This is a genomic window from Arthrobacter crystallopoietes (genome assembly GCF_017603825.1).
GTDB classification, from domain to species: domain Bacteria; phylum Actinomycetota; class Actinomycetes; order Actinomycetales; family Micrococcaceae; genus Crystallibacter; species Crystallibacter crystallopoietes_B.
On sequence record NZ_CP072014.1, the window covers coordinates 914,415 to 930,143 of the forward strand.

A 15,729-nucleotide genomic window follows, 5' to 3' on the forward strand; every position below is an offset into this window, starting at 1 on the left:
CTACTGGATAGACGAACCATCAGTTTCACGTGAAACGCAGGAGATACATTAGGAGTCCGATTCTATGACGTGGTGCATCTGCTGAAAAAGCGACCTGTGACAAGTGCGCCGTCCCGCTACGGCTGCGCACCAAGGCGCGGTCGGTAGAGTCGGAGTGCCGCAATAGTTTACAACGCGAGATGCTGACACTGAACAAAATTCACCCATCATGGTGTGTTCGTCTACTAGTCCGATAACCAAGATGGATGAGTACTCACGCTGAGAGGATATTGACTAACAGGTGAGCGATCATCGTGATGACATTGAGATCATAGCCGAGGCGACGCTGTGCTGTAGTTGAGTCGAACTTCCTACTCAGTTTCACGTGGAACGGTAGCCCTGCGTTGGAACCGTGCCAGGATGCAGAGGAGTGGAGACGGTTTGACTTCGCCATGTACCTTCTCACGCCGGGTCTTATTGGGCTTTGATCAAATTACTTCTATAGAAGCGAAGCATACGGATCCAGCTATGCAGCACTTCGCCCTGCCGGCGTCGGTGAAGACCGCAACGGTTGGTCGTACCCGCCAACCACGGGCGCTTTCATTGACTACGTATGCGTGCTCACCAGAATCAAGCTTATATGCCCAAGGGATTACGGTCCCAGCGACGTCACCGAAGTGGTACCGCTTCCGGCCGGTACGTTCATCGGCTCCACCGGTCCCCGTGGACTGCACTACTTCAATAAGACCGTCGACGTGGCCATGGCCGGATAGGGCGACAAGATTCATCGCACGTTGTTGGCGGACGGCGCCGAGCATGTGATTGACAGCTAGTGCGATATCCCGTTCCATAGGGACCGACAGAGGGTTCGCCATCCAAAAACGTGATGACACTGCTGCTTCGGGGGCGCAAGTTCGACGGGGGGAATTTCGCGCTTTCGGTCATCCTCACAGCGTCGGTATCTCACATGGCAGATTCAGTCTCCTCCGACAAGGAGCTGTATCCCTCTGTCGCGCCGCCAGGCCAGATGAGCGCTGACGCAGTGAAGATGGCTTCTTCGTCGAGGGTTCGTTGCCATGTTCCACGTGAAACCAAAAGTCCGGCAAGACCGCCCGAGAGTAGCCGGCCGACCTTCTCCGTCTTCCGGAAAACAGTAGTCACACACGCGGAAAGGGCGGGAACCGCTTCACTGCGGAACCTACCCTCCCATGCATCTCTTCGTTCTAGGCTATCCGTCGTTATTTGGACTCAGGACGGTCATGATTCTGTTCAAATCATCAACACTCGCGAACTCAATACTGACCCGCCCCTTCTTTGCGCCCAAGGTAATCTTCACACTTGTATCGAGCCGATCAGAAAGCGAGGTGGCAAGGTAGTCCAATCGCTCATGGCGTGCGCCAGCTCGAGGCTTTGCATCCCTCTTCGGCCTACGAAGTCCATCGCTAAGTGAGACAATCTCCTCGGTTGCCCGGACGGACAATCCTTCAGCTACAATCCGTTGAGCTAGCTTCTCCATTTCCGCGGGATCTGCAAGGCCGAGCAGGGCCCGGGCGTGCCCCGCCGATAAGACACCCGCTGCGACACGACGCTGTACCAATGGTGGCAACTTCATGAGCCGGATCATGTTGCTGACTTGGGGCCGCGAGCGACCAATGCGATCAGCCAGCTCGTCGTGCGTACACCCGAAATCTTCCAGTAATTGTTGATACGCAGCCGCTTCCTCAAGCGGATTCAGTTGACTGCGGTGGAGGTTTTCCAGGAGCGCATCCCGGAGTAGATCGTCATCGGTTGTCGAACGAATAATTGCCGGAATGGTCTCCATTCCGGCTTCTTGAGAGGCACGCCAGCGCCTCTCGCCCATGACCAGCTCATACTTATACTCGCCACTCTCACCCGATGGTCGAACAACGATGGGCTGCAAGATGCCGATCTCACGGACCGAGTGTACTAATTCCGCCATGTCTTCTTCATCGAAGACCGTCCGCGGCTGCTTCCGGTTAGGGTGGATAGACAGGATGGGAACTTCAGCGAACGTCGTCCCTGGCACCTCTACCAGAGTTTCACGGGAAACATCCTCGTCGGCTCCCCGGGCAGCCGGCAGTTCGCCAGATTCCACCATCTCCTGTTCAGTTACTTCCGGCTCATCAGCTGCTGCTGGTGTTACGGAAGACTCAGCCGCCGTTACCGCCCTTGCCTTAGGTTCCACGGGAGCAACCACTGGCTTATTGTTCTCATCAGCTGTGGAGTCCGGGCCCGTCTCAGTCTCCGCGTCCGCACTATCTGTGTCCGGAGACGGTTTTGGCAAAGCCTTCTTCATAGGCTTGCGTGCAGACGGGGAGTTTTTGCGGGGTCCCCGAAGGACCTCGGCGACCTGGGCTGCTGAAGAGGCCCCGCCTCTTTCCGCGGGGGTATTCAGGAATGGCGCGTTGTCTTCGTCGCGACGGGAAGCTGCCGGGAAAAAAACGTCGACTGGACGACCACGGCGGGCAGCTGCCGGACTGGGCTCGGTATTCTTCTCTTCTGTGGCTACGGGTGAATTCGGAATCAACGCACCCAGGCCCCTACCCAAACCGCGGCGTTTCTCACTCATCAAGGGATCCTTCCTGAATGCACGCAAATACGCGCATTTTTATGACTAGGAGCTAAGTCTACCGTTGAGAGTTGGTGTTACTTGGATTGCCGCCCGCGCTCGGCAATTTCTGCTGCTGCCTCCTGATAGGACAGAGCACCGCTAGAGGATGCATCATAAGTAATGACTGTCTGCTGATAACTCGGCGCCTCGGAAATACGTACGGACCGAGGTATAACAGCGCCCAGAACCTGATCCGGGAAGTGCTGACGTACCTCCGCGGCAACCTGCGCAGCCAAGTTTGTTCGACCGTCGTACATGGTCAGGAGAATCGTTGAAACAACCAGGTCGCCGTTGAGGTGCTTCTGAATCATCTCGATGTTGCTGAGGAGTTGGCTGAGCCCCTCCAAGGCGTAATATTCACATTGGATAGGAATCAACACTTCTTGCGCGGCTACGAAAGCGTTGACGGTGAGCAGCCCCAGACTCGGCGGGCAGTCGACGAAGACGTAGTCCAACCGTTCCTGTCCCGCGGCTTCCCGTTCCTTCGCGTACACGTCTATGGCGCGCCGAAGTCTCTGTTCCCTGGCGACCAGTGAAACGAGTTCTATCTCGGCGCCGGCCAAATGAATAGTAGCCGGTGCAACGATGAGGTTTTTGATGTCCGGGCAGGGAGCCAGTACGTCAGCCAGCGGCAGATCGTTGATGAGGACATCATAGATGCTGTCCACGTCCGCGTGATGCTCGACGCCGAGAGCAGTCGAGGCGTTACCCTGCGGATCGATGTCCACCACCAGAACGTTCAGCCCAGCGGCGGCCAGGGCAGCGGCGATGTTAACCGTCGTCGTTGTCTTACCGACGCCACCTTTTTGGTTGCTTACTGTAAGAATCCGCGTTTCGCTGGGCCTCGGCAGGTCGCGTCCCTGCAACCTTTCGCGCCGCCGGTTCTCGCTGGCAAGCTCACGTGCCAGCGGTGTGCTCTCATCGATTGAATCCATGACGCTGGGAACTGCCGACTCGACCTTCATTTCAGTGCCACCGGTAGCCGATGTTTCACGTGAAACCTCGATGTTAGTCATTAATTATCGACCTTTATGAGTTGAGTGAACGAAGAAAACCAGCCTCGGAGCCGGTCCCGTGATGAAGTGAAGCTGCGTCCCGCAGAGCGCTCGTCTCCCAAACCCACCAGAACTCGCTCACTTCCCTTATCTCCGGCTTTAGTGACTCTAGACTATCTGCTGACACTTCAGAATGACGACGACCCCACGCGGGTGTAGGTTATTCGTCGACGGAAGAATCAGCGGCCAACCACAATACGGACAACGGTCGTGGGTTCCTCCAGGAGGTCTTCCCCCACCGTCACAACAGAGGTGTCCGTGCCGCCCAGCTTGCGGATCACCTTGGCCGCCTTCTCGATCTCCTCTGCCGCGCTTCGGCCCTTGATGGCTAGGACTTGCCCATGGCCTTCCAAGAGCGGAATCGTCAGGGGCGCCAGCTTGTTCAGGGCCGATACGGCGCGCGCCGTCACAACATCCGCTTTAACCTGTCCAACGGCCAACTCTGCACGACTGCGAAGGACCTCGACGTTGTCTAGGCCTAGGTCATCGATAACTTCGTTCAGCCAGGTCACCCTGCGCTCCAGAGGTTCTATCAGTGTGAGCCGCAGGTCAGGCCTCGCCAAGGCGAAAGTGAGTCCGGGCAGGCCAGCACCGCTGCCTACATCCGCAACATAGGCGTCGGCGGGAATCAGTTCCGCTACGACCGCACAGTTCAGCACGTGTCGGCTCCAAAGACGAGGCACTTCACGGGGACCCAGCAAGCCTCGTTCCATGCCCGATGTCGCCAAATGCTGCACGTAACGCTCTGCCAGCGCTGTTCGGTCGCCAAATACCGACGATGCCGCTGCCTTCTCTTTCGGCGTTATTTCAACCACGTATATACCTCGATAAGTAGGTCAGGCCAGCGGCCGGCAGGATTAGGAAGCCAGTGAGACGACGATGTGTCGGTTGGCTCCTTCGCCTTCCGACTCGCTGGCCAGCCCGAGATCAGCCACCGCGTCATGGACGATTTTCCGCTCATAAGCACTCATCGGTGCCAAAGCGACCTCTTCGCCGGTCTCTTTTGCCTTGGCAACGGCGTCCTGCGCGATCTTGTGCAGTTCGACGCTACGTTCTTCCCGGTAGCCGGTGATATCAAGGACAAGCCGTGATCGGTTCTCGGTGGACGTCAGAACGGCCAGCCGTGCGAGTTCCTGCAGTGCCTCCAGAACTTCGCCATCACGGCCGACCAACGCTTCAAGAGCATCATTGTCGTCCTCTTCAGAAACAATCGAAATGTAGGTGCGTCCGTTCCGGACTTCGATGTCTATGTCGCCATCAATATCGGCGATGTCCAGCAGCTCTTCCAAGTAGTCCGCAGCTACGTCGCCTTCTTCTTCCAAACGGCTCGCGTTATTGGACTGTGTCGACTCTTCCGATTCGGCTTCCAGTGCTGACTGATCGGCAGATGTATCGGAGACGCTCTCGGTGCTCATTTTCTCTTCCTGTTCTTACGCTGGGGCTGCGGGCGCTGCACCTTGGTGGCAGCCGGGGCCTCGACGGCCGGTTCCTCGGACTTCTTCTCACCCAGAAGGGGGACCATGGGCAGTCCCTTCCGTGCACGACGTTCAGCTAAGGCCTTGGCAGCAGGCGAACCGGGGGTGGGCATCCGCCTGATCACAAGGAATTGCTGGCCCATTGTCCAAAGGTTGGTAGTGGTCCAGTAGATGAGGACACCAATGGGGAAGTTGATACCGCCGATGCCGAACACCAGGGGGAGGATGTACAGCATCATCTGCTGCTGGCGCATGAACGGGCTGGCCAGTGCTTCCTCGGACATGTTCTTCGACATGATCTGCTTCTGCGTGATGAACTGCGAGGCAGTCATCGCCAAAATCATGATGATCGACAGCACGATCACGGCAACCTGATTGTCGCCACCGCCGCCGTGAAGAAGAGAGGCCGATAGGGGTGCCCCGAAGATGGTGGAGGCATCGAACTGCTGAATGTCCTGGGCAGACAAGGCACCGATACCACGGCCTTCGTCGCTAGCCCCGGACGCCTGGCTAAGTACCTGGAACAAGGCAAAGAAGAACGGCATCTGAATCAGCATCGGCAAGCAGGCCGAGAATGGGTTGGTGCCGTGCTTCTTGTACAGGGCCATTTGTTCCTGCGTCATCGCCTGACGCGAGAGCTGGTCCGTCTTGCCCTTGTACTTCTGCTGAAGCTTACGAAGATCCGGCTGCAGCGCCTGCATTCCGCGCTGAGCCTTGATCTGCTTGACGAACACCGGGATGAGAGCAGCCCGGATGACGAGTACCAGAGCAACGATGGACAGTGTCCAGGTCCAGCCGTTCGCCGCATCCATTCCCAAGGTGGTGAACAGGTCGTGGAACGCCCGCATGATCCATGAGACCACCCACATAAAAGGGAAAAGTATGGTGTTCAGGAAGTCCATTACTCGTTAGCTCCTCGGGCCGCTTGGACGGCCTTCATCGTCGGCCGGAATCTCCGGGTGATTCAGCACAATAATCCGTGGCGTTCCAGCGGGATTCTCCCGAAGCAGACGCTCATAGTAAGGGGACAACGGAACGTGATCCACGCCGCCGCTGTTCCAGGGGTGGCAACGCGAAAGCCGACGCACCGCAAGCCATGTTCCCTTTACGGTTCCATGGACCGTCACCGCTTCCAGCGCATAGGCCGAACAAGAGGGGAAAAACCGGCACACTTGCCCGTATACAGGAGAAACGACTTTGCGGTATGCCTTTAGCAATCCGATCAGCGAAGTCTGCGGCAAGGCCCAGACAAAACGCGCGGCGGAGGAAGAGGCAGGGGCAGGAGGTTGCGCCGGCGAATGGCTTGTTGTGCTCATTCGGCGGGTCCTCTCTGCTCAGCCGCGGGCAATGCCGCGCGGAACTTTGACGTCGCTGCTGCAAATGTCTTGCGGTAGTCATTGCTCAGAGCGCAGAAATCTGCGTTCGCCGCCGCGGGTAATGCCCTGACGACAACAGAAAGCCCCTGTGGATAAGCCCTGAGACTGTGCACCGCGATCTCCCGCAGTCTCCGTTTAACGAGATTACGGGTCACAGCGTTCCCCACCGCCTTGGACACGATAAAGCCGAAAGTGCTCGGCCGGTCCAGGGCAGTGGGAACCGCGTATAACACTAAGTTCCGACGCCCAGAGCGGGCGCCGGAACGTACAGTTGTTGAGAAATCTGCCGAAAAGCGCATCCGGTTTTTACTGGGCAGCATGCTACTGAAAGCTACCTATCCCGTTGCGCGGCTGCTGAAAGACAAAGCAGCCGGATTCGACAAACGGCAGCTGGTTAGGCCGACAGTTCGGTACGGCCCTTGCCGCGGCGCGCTGCCAAGATGGCACGGCCGGCGCGGGTACGCATGCGAAGGCGGAAGCCGTGCTTCTTGGCACGACGGCGGTTATTCGGCTGAAAAGTCCGCTTGCTCACGGTGGTTACTCCAAGACGATCGACAGATGCGCCTCAGCCCGTTGCAACAAGGGGAAGTAACAGGCGGACGCTCTATTGGGCATCTGCTCTGGCAACCTCACAAAAGGCATGGGGGTATGCACAAAGCAGACACGAAGGACTACATAACGGTAGGGGTTCGAACGGTGTTCCGTCAAACCAGCACTCTGCCGTTGATATCCACTGGTGTGGATAAACACCTGTGGACAACCTCTGGCGGACCTCGTTCACTGGCGCCGGCCGCATTAGTTTACCTAGGCCACTTTCCAGCTATCTTCTACCAGAATCATCATCTACTCTTGGCAGGAGCACTTTATCCACGTCTGTGTATAACTCTGTGGATGAAGGTCCTGGATCCGGTAAAACGGGAAGTGGAGGAATTTGCATTACTGCTATTTGAGGGGTTTTCGGTGGATACGGACCAGATAAACGACGTCGGAAGCTCCTGGCGTAAGGTGGTTCGCACCTTGGAACGGGACGACAGAGTCAGTCCCCGGCAGCGAGGTTTCGTAGTCCTCGCCCAGGCCAAGGGCTTGATTGGAACCACGCTGTTGGTAGCTGTTCCCAATGAACTCACTAGGGAAGTCTTCCAATCGCAGCAGCTCAAGGAGCCGTTGCAGGACGCCCTCCGCGATGTCTTCCAGGACGAGATCCTCTGTGCATTCTCTGTGGATACCGACATGGTCACGCAGGCGGAACCGGAACCCGAACCGGAAGTTGCCCCATCACCGGCCAGCACCACGGGCGACGAAATTCGCGCACAGCCCACTCCGCCGAGCACCTCGCATGAGTTCGGCCGGCTCAATCCGAAGTACATTTTCGACACCTTTGTCATCGGCTCGTCGAATCGGTTTGCACACGCCGCTGCCGTGGCCGTGGCCGAAGCTCCGGCAAAGGCCTACAACCCGCTCTTCATCTACGGTGATTCAGGGCTAGGCAAAACCCACCTGCTCCACGCGATCGGGCATTATGCCCGGCATCTCTACAACGGGATCCGTGTCCGCTACGTAAATTCCGAAGAGTTCACAAACGACTTCATCAACTCCATTCGGGACGATGAAGGTGCAAGCTTCAAGCAGTTGTACCGGAACGTGGATATTCTCCTCATCGATGACATCCAGTTCCTGGCCAACAAGGATGCGACGCAGGAAGAGTTCTTCCACACTTTCAACGCGCTGCACAACCACAACAAACAGGTGGTCATCACCTCAGATCTTCCGCCAAAGCAGCTTTCCGGGTTTGAAGAACGGATGCGCTCACGTTTCGAGTGGGGTCTGCTGACCGACATCCAGCCTCCGGAGTTGGAAACCCGCATCGCGATCCTGCGCAAGAAGGCCATCAGCGAGGGGCTTTCCGTTCCGGATGAGGTGCTTGAGTACATCGCATCCAAAATCTCCACCAACATCCGCGAACTCGAAGGCGCTCTGATCCGTGTCACTGCCTTCGCGAGTTTGAACCGTCAGGCCGTGGACATGGGCCTGGCAGAAATCGTCCTCAAGGACCTGATTACCGACGACGGGGCACAAGAGATCACGTCGACCACGATCCTGGGTCAGACTGCGGCCTACTTCAAACTCAGTCTCGAGGAGTTGTGCAGCAAGTCGAGGACCCGCACGCTCGTGACCGCCCGGCAGATCGCCATGTACTTGTGCCGGGAGCTGACGGACATGTCACTGCCGAAGATCGGTCAGGAACTGGGTGGCCGAGATCATACAACGGTCATCCATGCGGATCGAAAGATCCGGGAACTGATGGCTGAGCGTCGGGCGATCTACAACCAGGTCACCGAGCTAACCAACCTCATCAAGCAGCAGCAGCGCGAGAGCTGAACCCGTAAAGACCACTCCCCAGGTACCTTTCGTACCCTCGATCTGTTTCTGAAGCGTCTCTTTCAGACCTCGCTATCGGTCCGAAATTAACAGGTGTGGATAAAGCTGTGGATCATTAAGTGGAGAACCGCACTTCATCAAGGGATAACTACGGGGTCGCCTGTGGATCCCAATAATCACAAGGATTCTTGTCCACACGACCTCACAGGCGCCGACGGAGGAACTACACATCTTGTGAACAGGACGATTTCGCCAGCAGCCGCGGCCAGAAGCAGTTATCCACAGTATCCACAGACGTTATTAACACTACGAATCCCATCTATTCAGGCTTTTCCAAATAACATTTGACCCTCCCGATCAAAGCTCTCCGATCCCTCATGCTCTGATCCACCGAAATCAACCTCCGGTGTGAGAATGCCTGTCTGGCGGCTAAGCTTGCACAGAGAATTGTTGTCATTGGTCCACAGCAGCCGCCGGTTCTTTCTGCCGGGAAGAGCAGCACAGCTGTGACCACTGGCATTCCCCGGCATGTACGTTGTGAAAGGCGGCACACTTCAGTGAAGTTCAGAGTTGATCGGGATGTCCTGGCCGAGGCCGTTACCTGGACAGCCCGCTCGCTGTCGCCGAGGCCCCCTGTTCCCGTGCTGTCAGGCCTGCTCATCAAAGCCGAAGCGGGCATGGTCAGCATCGCCAGCTTCGATTACGAGATATCCGCCCGTCTCCAGATTCCGGCGGACGTGAGCGAAGAAGGCACTATCCTGGTTTCCGGCCGGCTCCTCGCGGACATTTCCCGGAGCCTTCCCTCGGCCCCCGTTGATGTTTCCACCGATGGCACGAAGGTGACCCTGACCTGCCGCAGTAGCCGGTTCAACCTGGCAACCATGCCGGTCGGCGACTACCCCGAACTGCCTGCCCTGCCGGATATCAGCGGTGTTGTTGATGGAGAAGCTTTCGCGGAAGCAGTTAGCCAGGTGATCATCGCTGCGAGCCGGGACGACACCCTGCCGATCCTGACCGGCGTCCGCATGGAGATCGAAGACGACCTCATCACATTGCTTTCCACCGACCGGTACCGTCTGGCACTGCGTGAGGTGGCCTGGCGGCCGACCACCCCTGGTATCTCTACAAGTGCATTGGTCAAGGCAAAGACGTTGAACGAAGTTGCCAAGACCCTTGGCGGTTCCGGTGATCTGAGCATTGCGCTATCGGACAATAGCGAACTGATCGGCTTCGAGAGCGGCGGTCGCCGTACCACCTCGCTGCTGGTCGACGGCGATTACCCGAAGATCCGTTCATTGTTCCCCGAGAACACACCCATCCACGCAACGGTCGAGACCTCCGTGCTCGTTGAGGCAGTCCGCCGCGTATCCCTGGTGGCCGAGCGCAACACGCCCGTCCGCCTTGCCTTCACCGACGGCCAGCTCTCGCTGGATGCCGGCACAGGCGAAGACGCCCAGGCCTCCGAAGCCATCGAAGCAGCCTTGTCCGGGGATGAAATTACCGTCGCTTTCAATCCGCACTACCTGTCTGAAGGTCTCAATGCCTTCAGCAGCAAATACGTCCGCTTCTCCTTCACGACTCCGCCGAAGCCGGCGGTTATGTCAGCGCAGGATGACCTAGAAGGCGAAGACAAGGAAGACTACCGCTACCTGCTGATGCCGGTACGTTTGCCGAACCAATAAGCCGAAAGCAGCAAGAACCTCAGTTCAGACCCGCGCCACTAGTCTCAATCACAACCGGGAAAGAGTGATCGTTATGCACATCGGCCTCATTGGACTTGGGAAAATGGGCTTCAACATGCGCCAACGCCTGCGTGACGCGGACATCAAGGTCACCGGCTACGACCGCAATCCCGAGCGGACGGACGTTGAATCGGTCGATGCGCTGGTGGCGACTGTTCCGGCCCCGCGGATTATCTGGGTGATGGTCCCCGCCGGGGAAATCACGGATTCGGTTATCACCGATCTGGCCGGAAAACTTGAAGCCGGAGACCTTGTGATCGACGGCGGAAACTCCAAGTTTACGGAAGACCAGAACCATGAAGCTCTGCTGGCGGAGAAAAACGTTGGTTTTGTCGACGTCGGCGTCTCCGGCGGTGTGTGGGGGCTGGCCAACGGTTATGGACTAATGGCCGGTGGAGATCCGGATCGAGTCCAAGCAGCTATGCCGTTGTTCGATGCGCTACGTCCCGAGGGGCCGCGGGAAGAAAGCTTTGTTCACGTCGGCGATGTTGGTGCCGGCCACTATGCAAAAATGGTGCACAACGGCGTCGAATACGGACTCATGCAGGCCTATGCCGAAGGGTACGAACTGCTTGAAGCCAAGGACATCATCAAGGATGTCCATGGAACATTCCGCGCCTGGCAAAAAGGCACGGTCGTCCGATCGTGGCTGCTGGATCTCATGGTCAAGGCGCTCGAAGAAGACCCCGGCCTGAGCAAGATCGCCGGTTACGTCGAAGATTCGGGCGAAGGCCGCTGGACTGTGGAAGAAGCCATCGCCCACGCCGTCCCGGCGCCCGCCATTACCGCCGCGCTCTTCGCCCGGTTCGCTTCCCGGCAGGACGACGCCCCGGCCATGAAGATGGTCTCGGCCCTGCGCAACCAATTCGGCGGACATGCCGTCCGCGCCCCCGGCGCCCGAAACGCCGCAGAACAGCACAATGACAACCAGAAGTAGCCGCTGCTAGGTGTTTGTAGAGTATTTATCCCTGACTGATTTCCGGACCTATACCCAGCTGGATATCCCCTTTACGCCAGGAACCACTGTATTTGTGGGCTCAAACGGCGTCGGTAAAACCAATATTGTCGAAGCGATCGGCTATCTCGCGTCCCTGTCCTCGCACCGTGTCAGCACGGATGGCCCGCTCATCCGCTTCGGTGCAGAGCGGGCTCTTGTCCGCGCCAGGATTGTCCGCGGCGGCCAGTCCACCTCCTTGGAGCTGGAGATTAACCCCGGCAAGGCCAACCGTGTCCGGATCAACCGCGCGAACCCCGTCCGTGCACGCGATGTCTTGGGTATCCTTCGGACAGTTCTTTTCGCACCGGAAGACTTATCGCTGGTTAAAGGCGATCCATCCAACCGGCGTCGGTTCGTCGATGAACTCCTGGCGAGCCTCGTTCCGCACCATGCCGCCACCCGCAGCGACTATGAGCGCGTCTTGAAACAGCGCAACGCGTTGTTGAAATCGGCGCGTGCCAGCGGCCGGTTCACCTCGACGCACGAGTCCACCCTTGAGGTCTGGGATCAGCACATGGCCCAGGCCGGCGCCGCTCTGCTCAAGGCACGACTCGAACTGGTCGAACTGCTGCAGCCGCATGTCGCCGCCGCGTACGCATCTTTGACGGATGGTTCGAAAAAGGCCGCCGCCATTTACCGTTCCACTATCGACCTGCAGCTTTCGGACGAGGGAGAAATAGAGAACGACGGCGGTGGGCAGGATCTCCCGTTGAGTTCCTTGAGCGTTCCGGAACTGGCTGCCAAGTACCTGGAGGCATTCCGGGCGCAGCGCAAAAAGGAAGTGGAGCGCGGCATTTCCCTGGTCGGGCCGCATCGCGACGAGCTCGAACTCGTGCTCGGCCCGACGCCGGCCAAGGGCTACGCATCCCACGGTGAAACTTGGTCGCTTGCTTTGTCTTTGCGACTGGCTTCCTACTATGTGCTCCGCGAAGATGACCAGACTCCCGGGGCTGCCCCGGTACTGATCCTTGACGATGTTTTTGCCGAACTCGATACCCAGCGACGGGATAAACTGGCTGGGATCGTGGCAGGCGCAGAGCAAGTCATCGTCACGGCAGCAGTAGTAGAAGATATCCCCGCTGCCCTCAGTGGCGAGAAGCTGACAGTCATTCCGGGAGGGGTGGATCAGTGATGGCAACTGGAAAACGTCCCCCTTCCGCACCTGGGGACAACCAAGGTGACCAAGCCGGTCTGCCGGCACCCCGCACCGGCCCCGCCCAGCCGGAGATAACGCACCACGACGAAATTGATGCTGCCAAAGCGATGCTTAGCCGGGTTCGCGAAGCGGCCGCAGGGCGTGGCGATATCCGCACCCGGTCAGCCACACGCCGTCGTACGCCCTCGCCTCATCCTGTGAGCGCAACGTCGAAACAGGATTCCGGCCGGGATCCGAGGGGACTCGGATCGGTCTTCGGCCGTTTGGTTCAGGACCGGGGATGGTCTTCGCCGGTGGCTGTCGGATCCGTGATTTCCCGCTGGGACGAGCTTGTCGGGGCGGAGATTGCGGCGCACTGCCGACCGGAAAGCTTCCAGGACACAACAGTCCAAGTGCGCTGTGATTCCACCGCGTGGGCGACGCAGTTGCGCTTGATGAGCCACGCGCTGCTCAAACGCTTCGATGAAGCGCTCGGTGCAGGCGTGGTCACCAAAATCCAGGTCCTCGCTCCGTCCGCGCCGAATTGGCGCAAGGGCTATCGGACCGTCAGCGGACGCGGCCCGCGCGATACTTACGGATAAACTCCACAGCATCGAAGCGGGCTCTTGCGAAATGCGCAGGAGCCAAGTAGAGCACTCAGAGGGCCGCCGCCTATACACCGACCCATAAGAGGCCCCTTCAATGCGGGAAAAGGCAGTTTCTTGCCCGTCCAGGGCCTGTTCATGCATAATTCGACGCCGCGACACGCTAGAATTAGGTGGCGGCGCCTTTCCCTGCTGGGAGGGCGCCCAAACATGAGACGGAACTTGAGGAGTCGACGGCAACTGTGGCGCAGGAGAATGAGCTGGAAAATACCGGCGCAGAACCCCAGGAGACAGAGGGCGTAACACCCAAAGACTACGGTGCCAGCGACATCACCGTTCTGGAAGGTCTCGAAGCGGTCCGCAAACGGCCCGGTATGTACATCGGCTCCACCGGTCCGCGCGGCCTGCACCACTTGGTCTATGAGGTAGTCGACAACTCCGTCGATGAGGCCCTGGCGGGCTATTGCGACAAGATCGATGTCACGCTGCTGGCTGACGGCGGCGTTCGCGTGATCGATAACGGGCGCGGTATCCCGGTGGATATGCACCCGACCGAAGGCCGGCCCACGGTCCAGGTTGTGATGACCATCCTGCACGCCGGCGGCAAGTTCGGCGGCGGCGGATACGCGGTTTCCGGCGGTCTTCACGGCGTCGGTATTTCCGTGGTTAACGCACTGTCCTCTCGTGTTGAGACCGAGGTTCGCCGGCAGGGATTCGTCTGGCACCAGTCCTTCGCGGACGGCGGCAAGCCGGTAGGAGACCTGCGCAAGGGTGAAGCCACCGAAGAAACGGGCACCCAGCAGACTTTCTGGCCGGATTCGACGATTTTCGAATCCACCGAGTTCGACTTCGAGACGCTGCGTGCCCGCTTCCAGCAGATGGCGTTCCTGAACAAGGGCCTCGAGATCACTTTGACGGATGAGCGGCACCCCGAAGACAACGTCTCCAACAGCGAAGACGTGGATCTGGACCACCCGGCCACCGAGATCGAAACCACTCCGGAGCACCGCAAGGTTGTCTACAAATACGACAACGGCCTGCTGGACTACGTCACGCACCTGAACTCTTCGAAGAAGGTGGACGTCATCCACCCGGAGGTCATTGCCTTCGAAACCGAGGACACCGAGCGCAAGATGTCCGCCGAAGTAGCTATGCAGTGGACCACCTCGTACTCCGAGAGCGTCCACACGTACGCAAACACGATCAACACGCATGAGGGCGGCACCCACGAAGAGGGTTTCCGGGCGGCCATGACCTCGTTGATCAACCGGTATGCCCGGGAAAAGAACATCATTAAGGAAAAGGATGACAACCTTACCGGTGATGACATCCGTGAGGGCCTGACCGCCGTCATTTCCGTCAAGCTGGGCGAGCCCCAGTTCGAAGGCCAGACCAAGACCAAGCTCGGCAACTCGGAAGCAAAGGGCTTTGTCCAGCGCGTTGTCACCGATGAACTCGGCGACTGGCTGGAGCGCAACCCCGGTCCCGCGCGCGACGTCATCCGCAAATCGATCCAGGCATCGCAGGCCCGCCTGGCCGCCCGCAAGGCGCGCGAGTCCACCCGGCGCAAGGGGCTGCTGGAGTCCGGCGGCATGCCCGGCAAGCTGAAGGACTGCCAGTCGAAGGATCCGTCGAAGTCGGAAATCTACATTGTGGAGGGTGACTCCGCGGGCGGCTCGGCTGTGCGCGGCCGCAACCCCGAAACCCAGGCCATCCTGCCGCTGCGCGGAAAGATCCTCAACGTGGAACGGGCGCGTCTGGACCGTGCATTGGGCAACGCCGAAGTCCAGGCCATGATCACCGCTTTCGGCGCCGGCATCGGCGAGGATTTCGACGTCGAGAAGGCCCGGTACCACAAGATCGTACTGATGGCGGATGCCGACGTCGACGGCCAGCACATCACCACTTTGCTGCTGACCTTGTTGTTCCGCTACATGCGCCCGCTCATTGAAAACGGTTACGTCTACCTGGCGCAACCACCGTTGTACCGAATCAAGTGGTCGAACCACGCGCACGACTACGTCTTCAGTGACCGTGAACGCGACGAGGTAATCCGCAAGGGGCTGGCCAGCAACCAGCGCCTGCCCAAGGAGAACGGCATCCAGCGCTACAAGGGTCTGGGCGAGATGGACTATACGGAACTGTGGGACACGACCATGGATCCGGATAACCGCACGCTGCTGCAGGTGACCATGGATGACGCCGCGGCCGCGGACCAGATCTTCTCCGTGCTGATGGGTGAGGATGTCGAGTCCCGCCGCACATTCATTCAGCAGAACGCCAAGGACGTGAGGTTCCTGGACATCTAATCAGGATGCCCGGCCGAAACCCTTTCCCTGGTAACACGATGACTT

Annotated in this window: 14 protein-coding genes; 6 read left to right on the top strand and 8 right to left on the bottom strand. The window is 58.7% G+C overall.

What is annotated here, in order from left to right; translation table 11 throughout:
- Positions 1–1,207 precede the first annotated feature (1,207 nt).
- The 8 genes from J5251_RS04205 to rpmH form a co-directional block, all read right to left on the bottom strand.
- Positions 1,208–2,569 carry a ParB/RepB/Spo0J family partition protein gene (locus J5251_RS04205; RefSeq protein WP_208575298.1) on the bottom strand — a complete coding sequence of 454 codons (1,362 nt, stop codon included), beginning with the start codon at positions 2,567–2,569 and terminating at the stop codon, positions 1,208–1,210.
- 77 nt (positions 2,570–2,646) lie between these two features.
- Positions 2,647–3,627 (bottom strand): ParA family protein, encoded by a 981-nt coding sequence (locus J5251_RS04210; protein ID WP_240793187.1) that lies wholly within the window; start codon positions 3,625–3,627, stop codon positions 2,647–2,649.
- A gap of 218 nt (positions 3,628–3,845) precedes the next feature.
- Positions 3,846–4,481 (bottom strand): 16S rRNA (guanine(527)-N(7))-methyltransferase RsmG, encoded by a 636-nt coding sequence (rsmG, locus tag J5251_RS04215; protein ID WP_169992109.1) that lies wholly within the window; start codon positions 4,479–4,481, stop codon positions 3,846–3,848.
- A 42-nt stretch (positions 4,482–4,523) separates the two neighbouring features.
- A complete protein-coding gene (locus tag J5251_RS04220; protein ID WP_139006368.1) occupies positions 4,524–5,081 on the bottom strand; it encodes a protein jag in 558 nt (185 codons plus the stop codon).
- Positions 5,078–6,043 carry a membrane protein insertase YidC gene (yidC, locus tag J5251_RS04225; RefSeq protein WP_139006369.1) on the bottom strand — a complete coding sequence of 322 codons (966 nt, stop codon included), beginning with the start codon at positions 6,041–6,043 and terminating at the stop codon, positions 5,078–5,080. The genes J5251_RS04220 and yidC overlap by 4 nt, the downstream gene beginning before the upstream one ends.
- Before the next feature lie 6 nt (positions 6,044–6,049).
- A complete protein-coding gene (yidD, locus tag J5251_RS04230) occupies positions 6,050–6,457 on the bottom strand; it encodes a membrane protein insertion efficiency factor YidD (protein WP_208575299.1) in 408 nt (135 codons plus the stop codon).
- A complete protein-coding gene (gene rnpA / locus J5251_RS04235) occupies positions 6,454–6,837 on the bottom strand; it encodes a ribonuclease P protein component (protein ID WP_139006371.1) in 384 nt (127 codons plus the stop codon). The genes yidD and rnpA overlap by 4 nt, the downstream gene beginning before the upstream one ends.
- Positions 6,838–6,911: 74 nt before the next feature.
- Positions 6,912–7,049, bottom strand: coding sequence for a 50S ribosomal protein L34 (gene rpmH / locus J5251_RS04240; RefSeq protein WP_003800212.1), 138 nt, complete (start codon positions 7,047–7,049; stop codon positions 6,912–6,914).
- A 428-nt stretch (positions 7,050–7,477) separates the two neighbouring features.
- Between rpmH and dnaA the strand changes: the two genes are divergently transcribed.
- The 6 genes from dnaA to gyrB all read left to right on the top strand — a co-directional run bounded on the left by dnaA (position 7,478) and on the right by gyrB (position 15,684).
- Positions 7,478–8,896 (top strand): chromosomal replication initiator protein DnaA, encoded by a 1,419-nt coding sequence (dnaA, locus tag J5251_RS04245; RefSeq protein ID WP_139006426.1) that lies wholly within the window; start codon positions 7,478–7,480, stop codon positions 8,894–8,896.
- Between the two features lie 557 nt (positions 8,897–9,453).
- Positions 9,454–10,578 carry a DNA polymerase III subunit beta gene (gene dnaN / locus J5251_RS04250; RefSeq protein WP_208575300.1) on the top strand — a complete coding sequence of 375 codons (1,125 nt, stop codon included), beginning with the start codon at positions 9,454–9,456 and terminating at the stop codon, positions 10,576–10,578.
- 64 nt (positions 10,579–10,642) lie between these two features.
- Entirely contained in the window at positions 10,643–11,575 is a 933-nt protein-coding gene (gene gnd / locus J5251_RS04255; RefSeq protein WP_348272965.1) for a phosphogluconate dehydrogenase (NAD(+)-dependent, decarboxylating), read from the top strand.
- A gap of 10 nt (positions 11,576–11,585) precedes the next feature.
- On the top strand, positions 11,586–12,767 hold the full coding sequence (gene recF / locus J5251_RS04260; protein WP_208575302.1) for a DNA replication/repair protein RecF: 1,182 nt from the start codon (positions 11,586–11,588) through the stop codon (positions 12,765–12,767).
- A gap of 59 nt (positions 12,768–12,826) precedes the next feature.
- Positions 12,827–13,372, top strand: a complete 546-nt coding sequence (locus tag J5251_RS04265; RefSeq protein WP_432264417.1) for a DUF721 domain-containing protein — start codon at positions 12,827–12,829, stop codon at positions 13,370–13,372.
- Between the two features lie 263 nt (positions 13,373–13,635).
- Positions 13,636–15,684 carry a DNA topoisomerase (ATP-hydrolyzing) subunit B gene (gene gyrB, locus J5251_RS04270; RefSeq protein ID WP_279633620.1) on the top strand — a complete coding sequence of 683 codons (2,049 nt, stop codon included), beginning with the start codon at positions 13,636–13,638 and terminating at the stop codon, positions 15,682–15,684.
- The last annotated feature ends 45 nt before the right edge of the window (positions 15,685–15,729 follow it).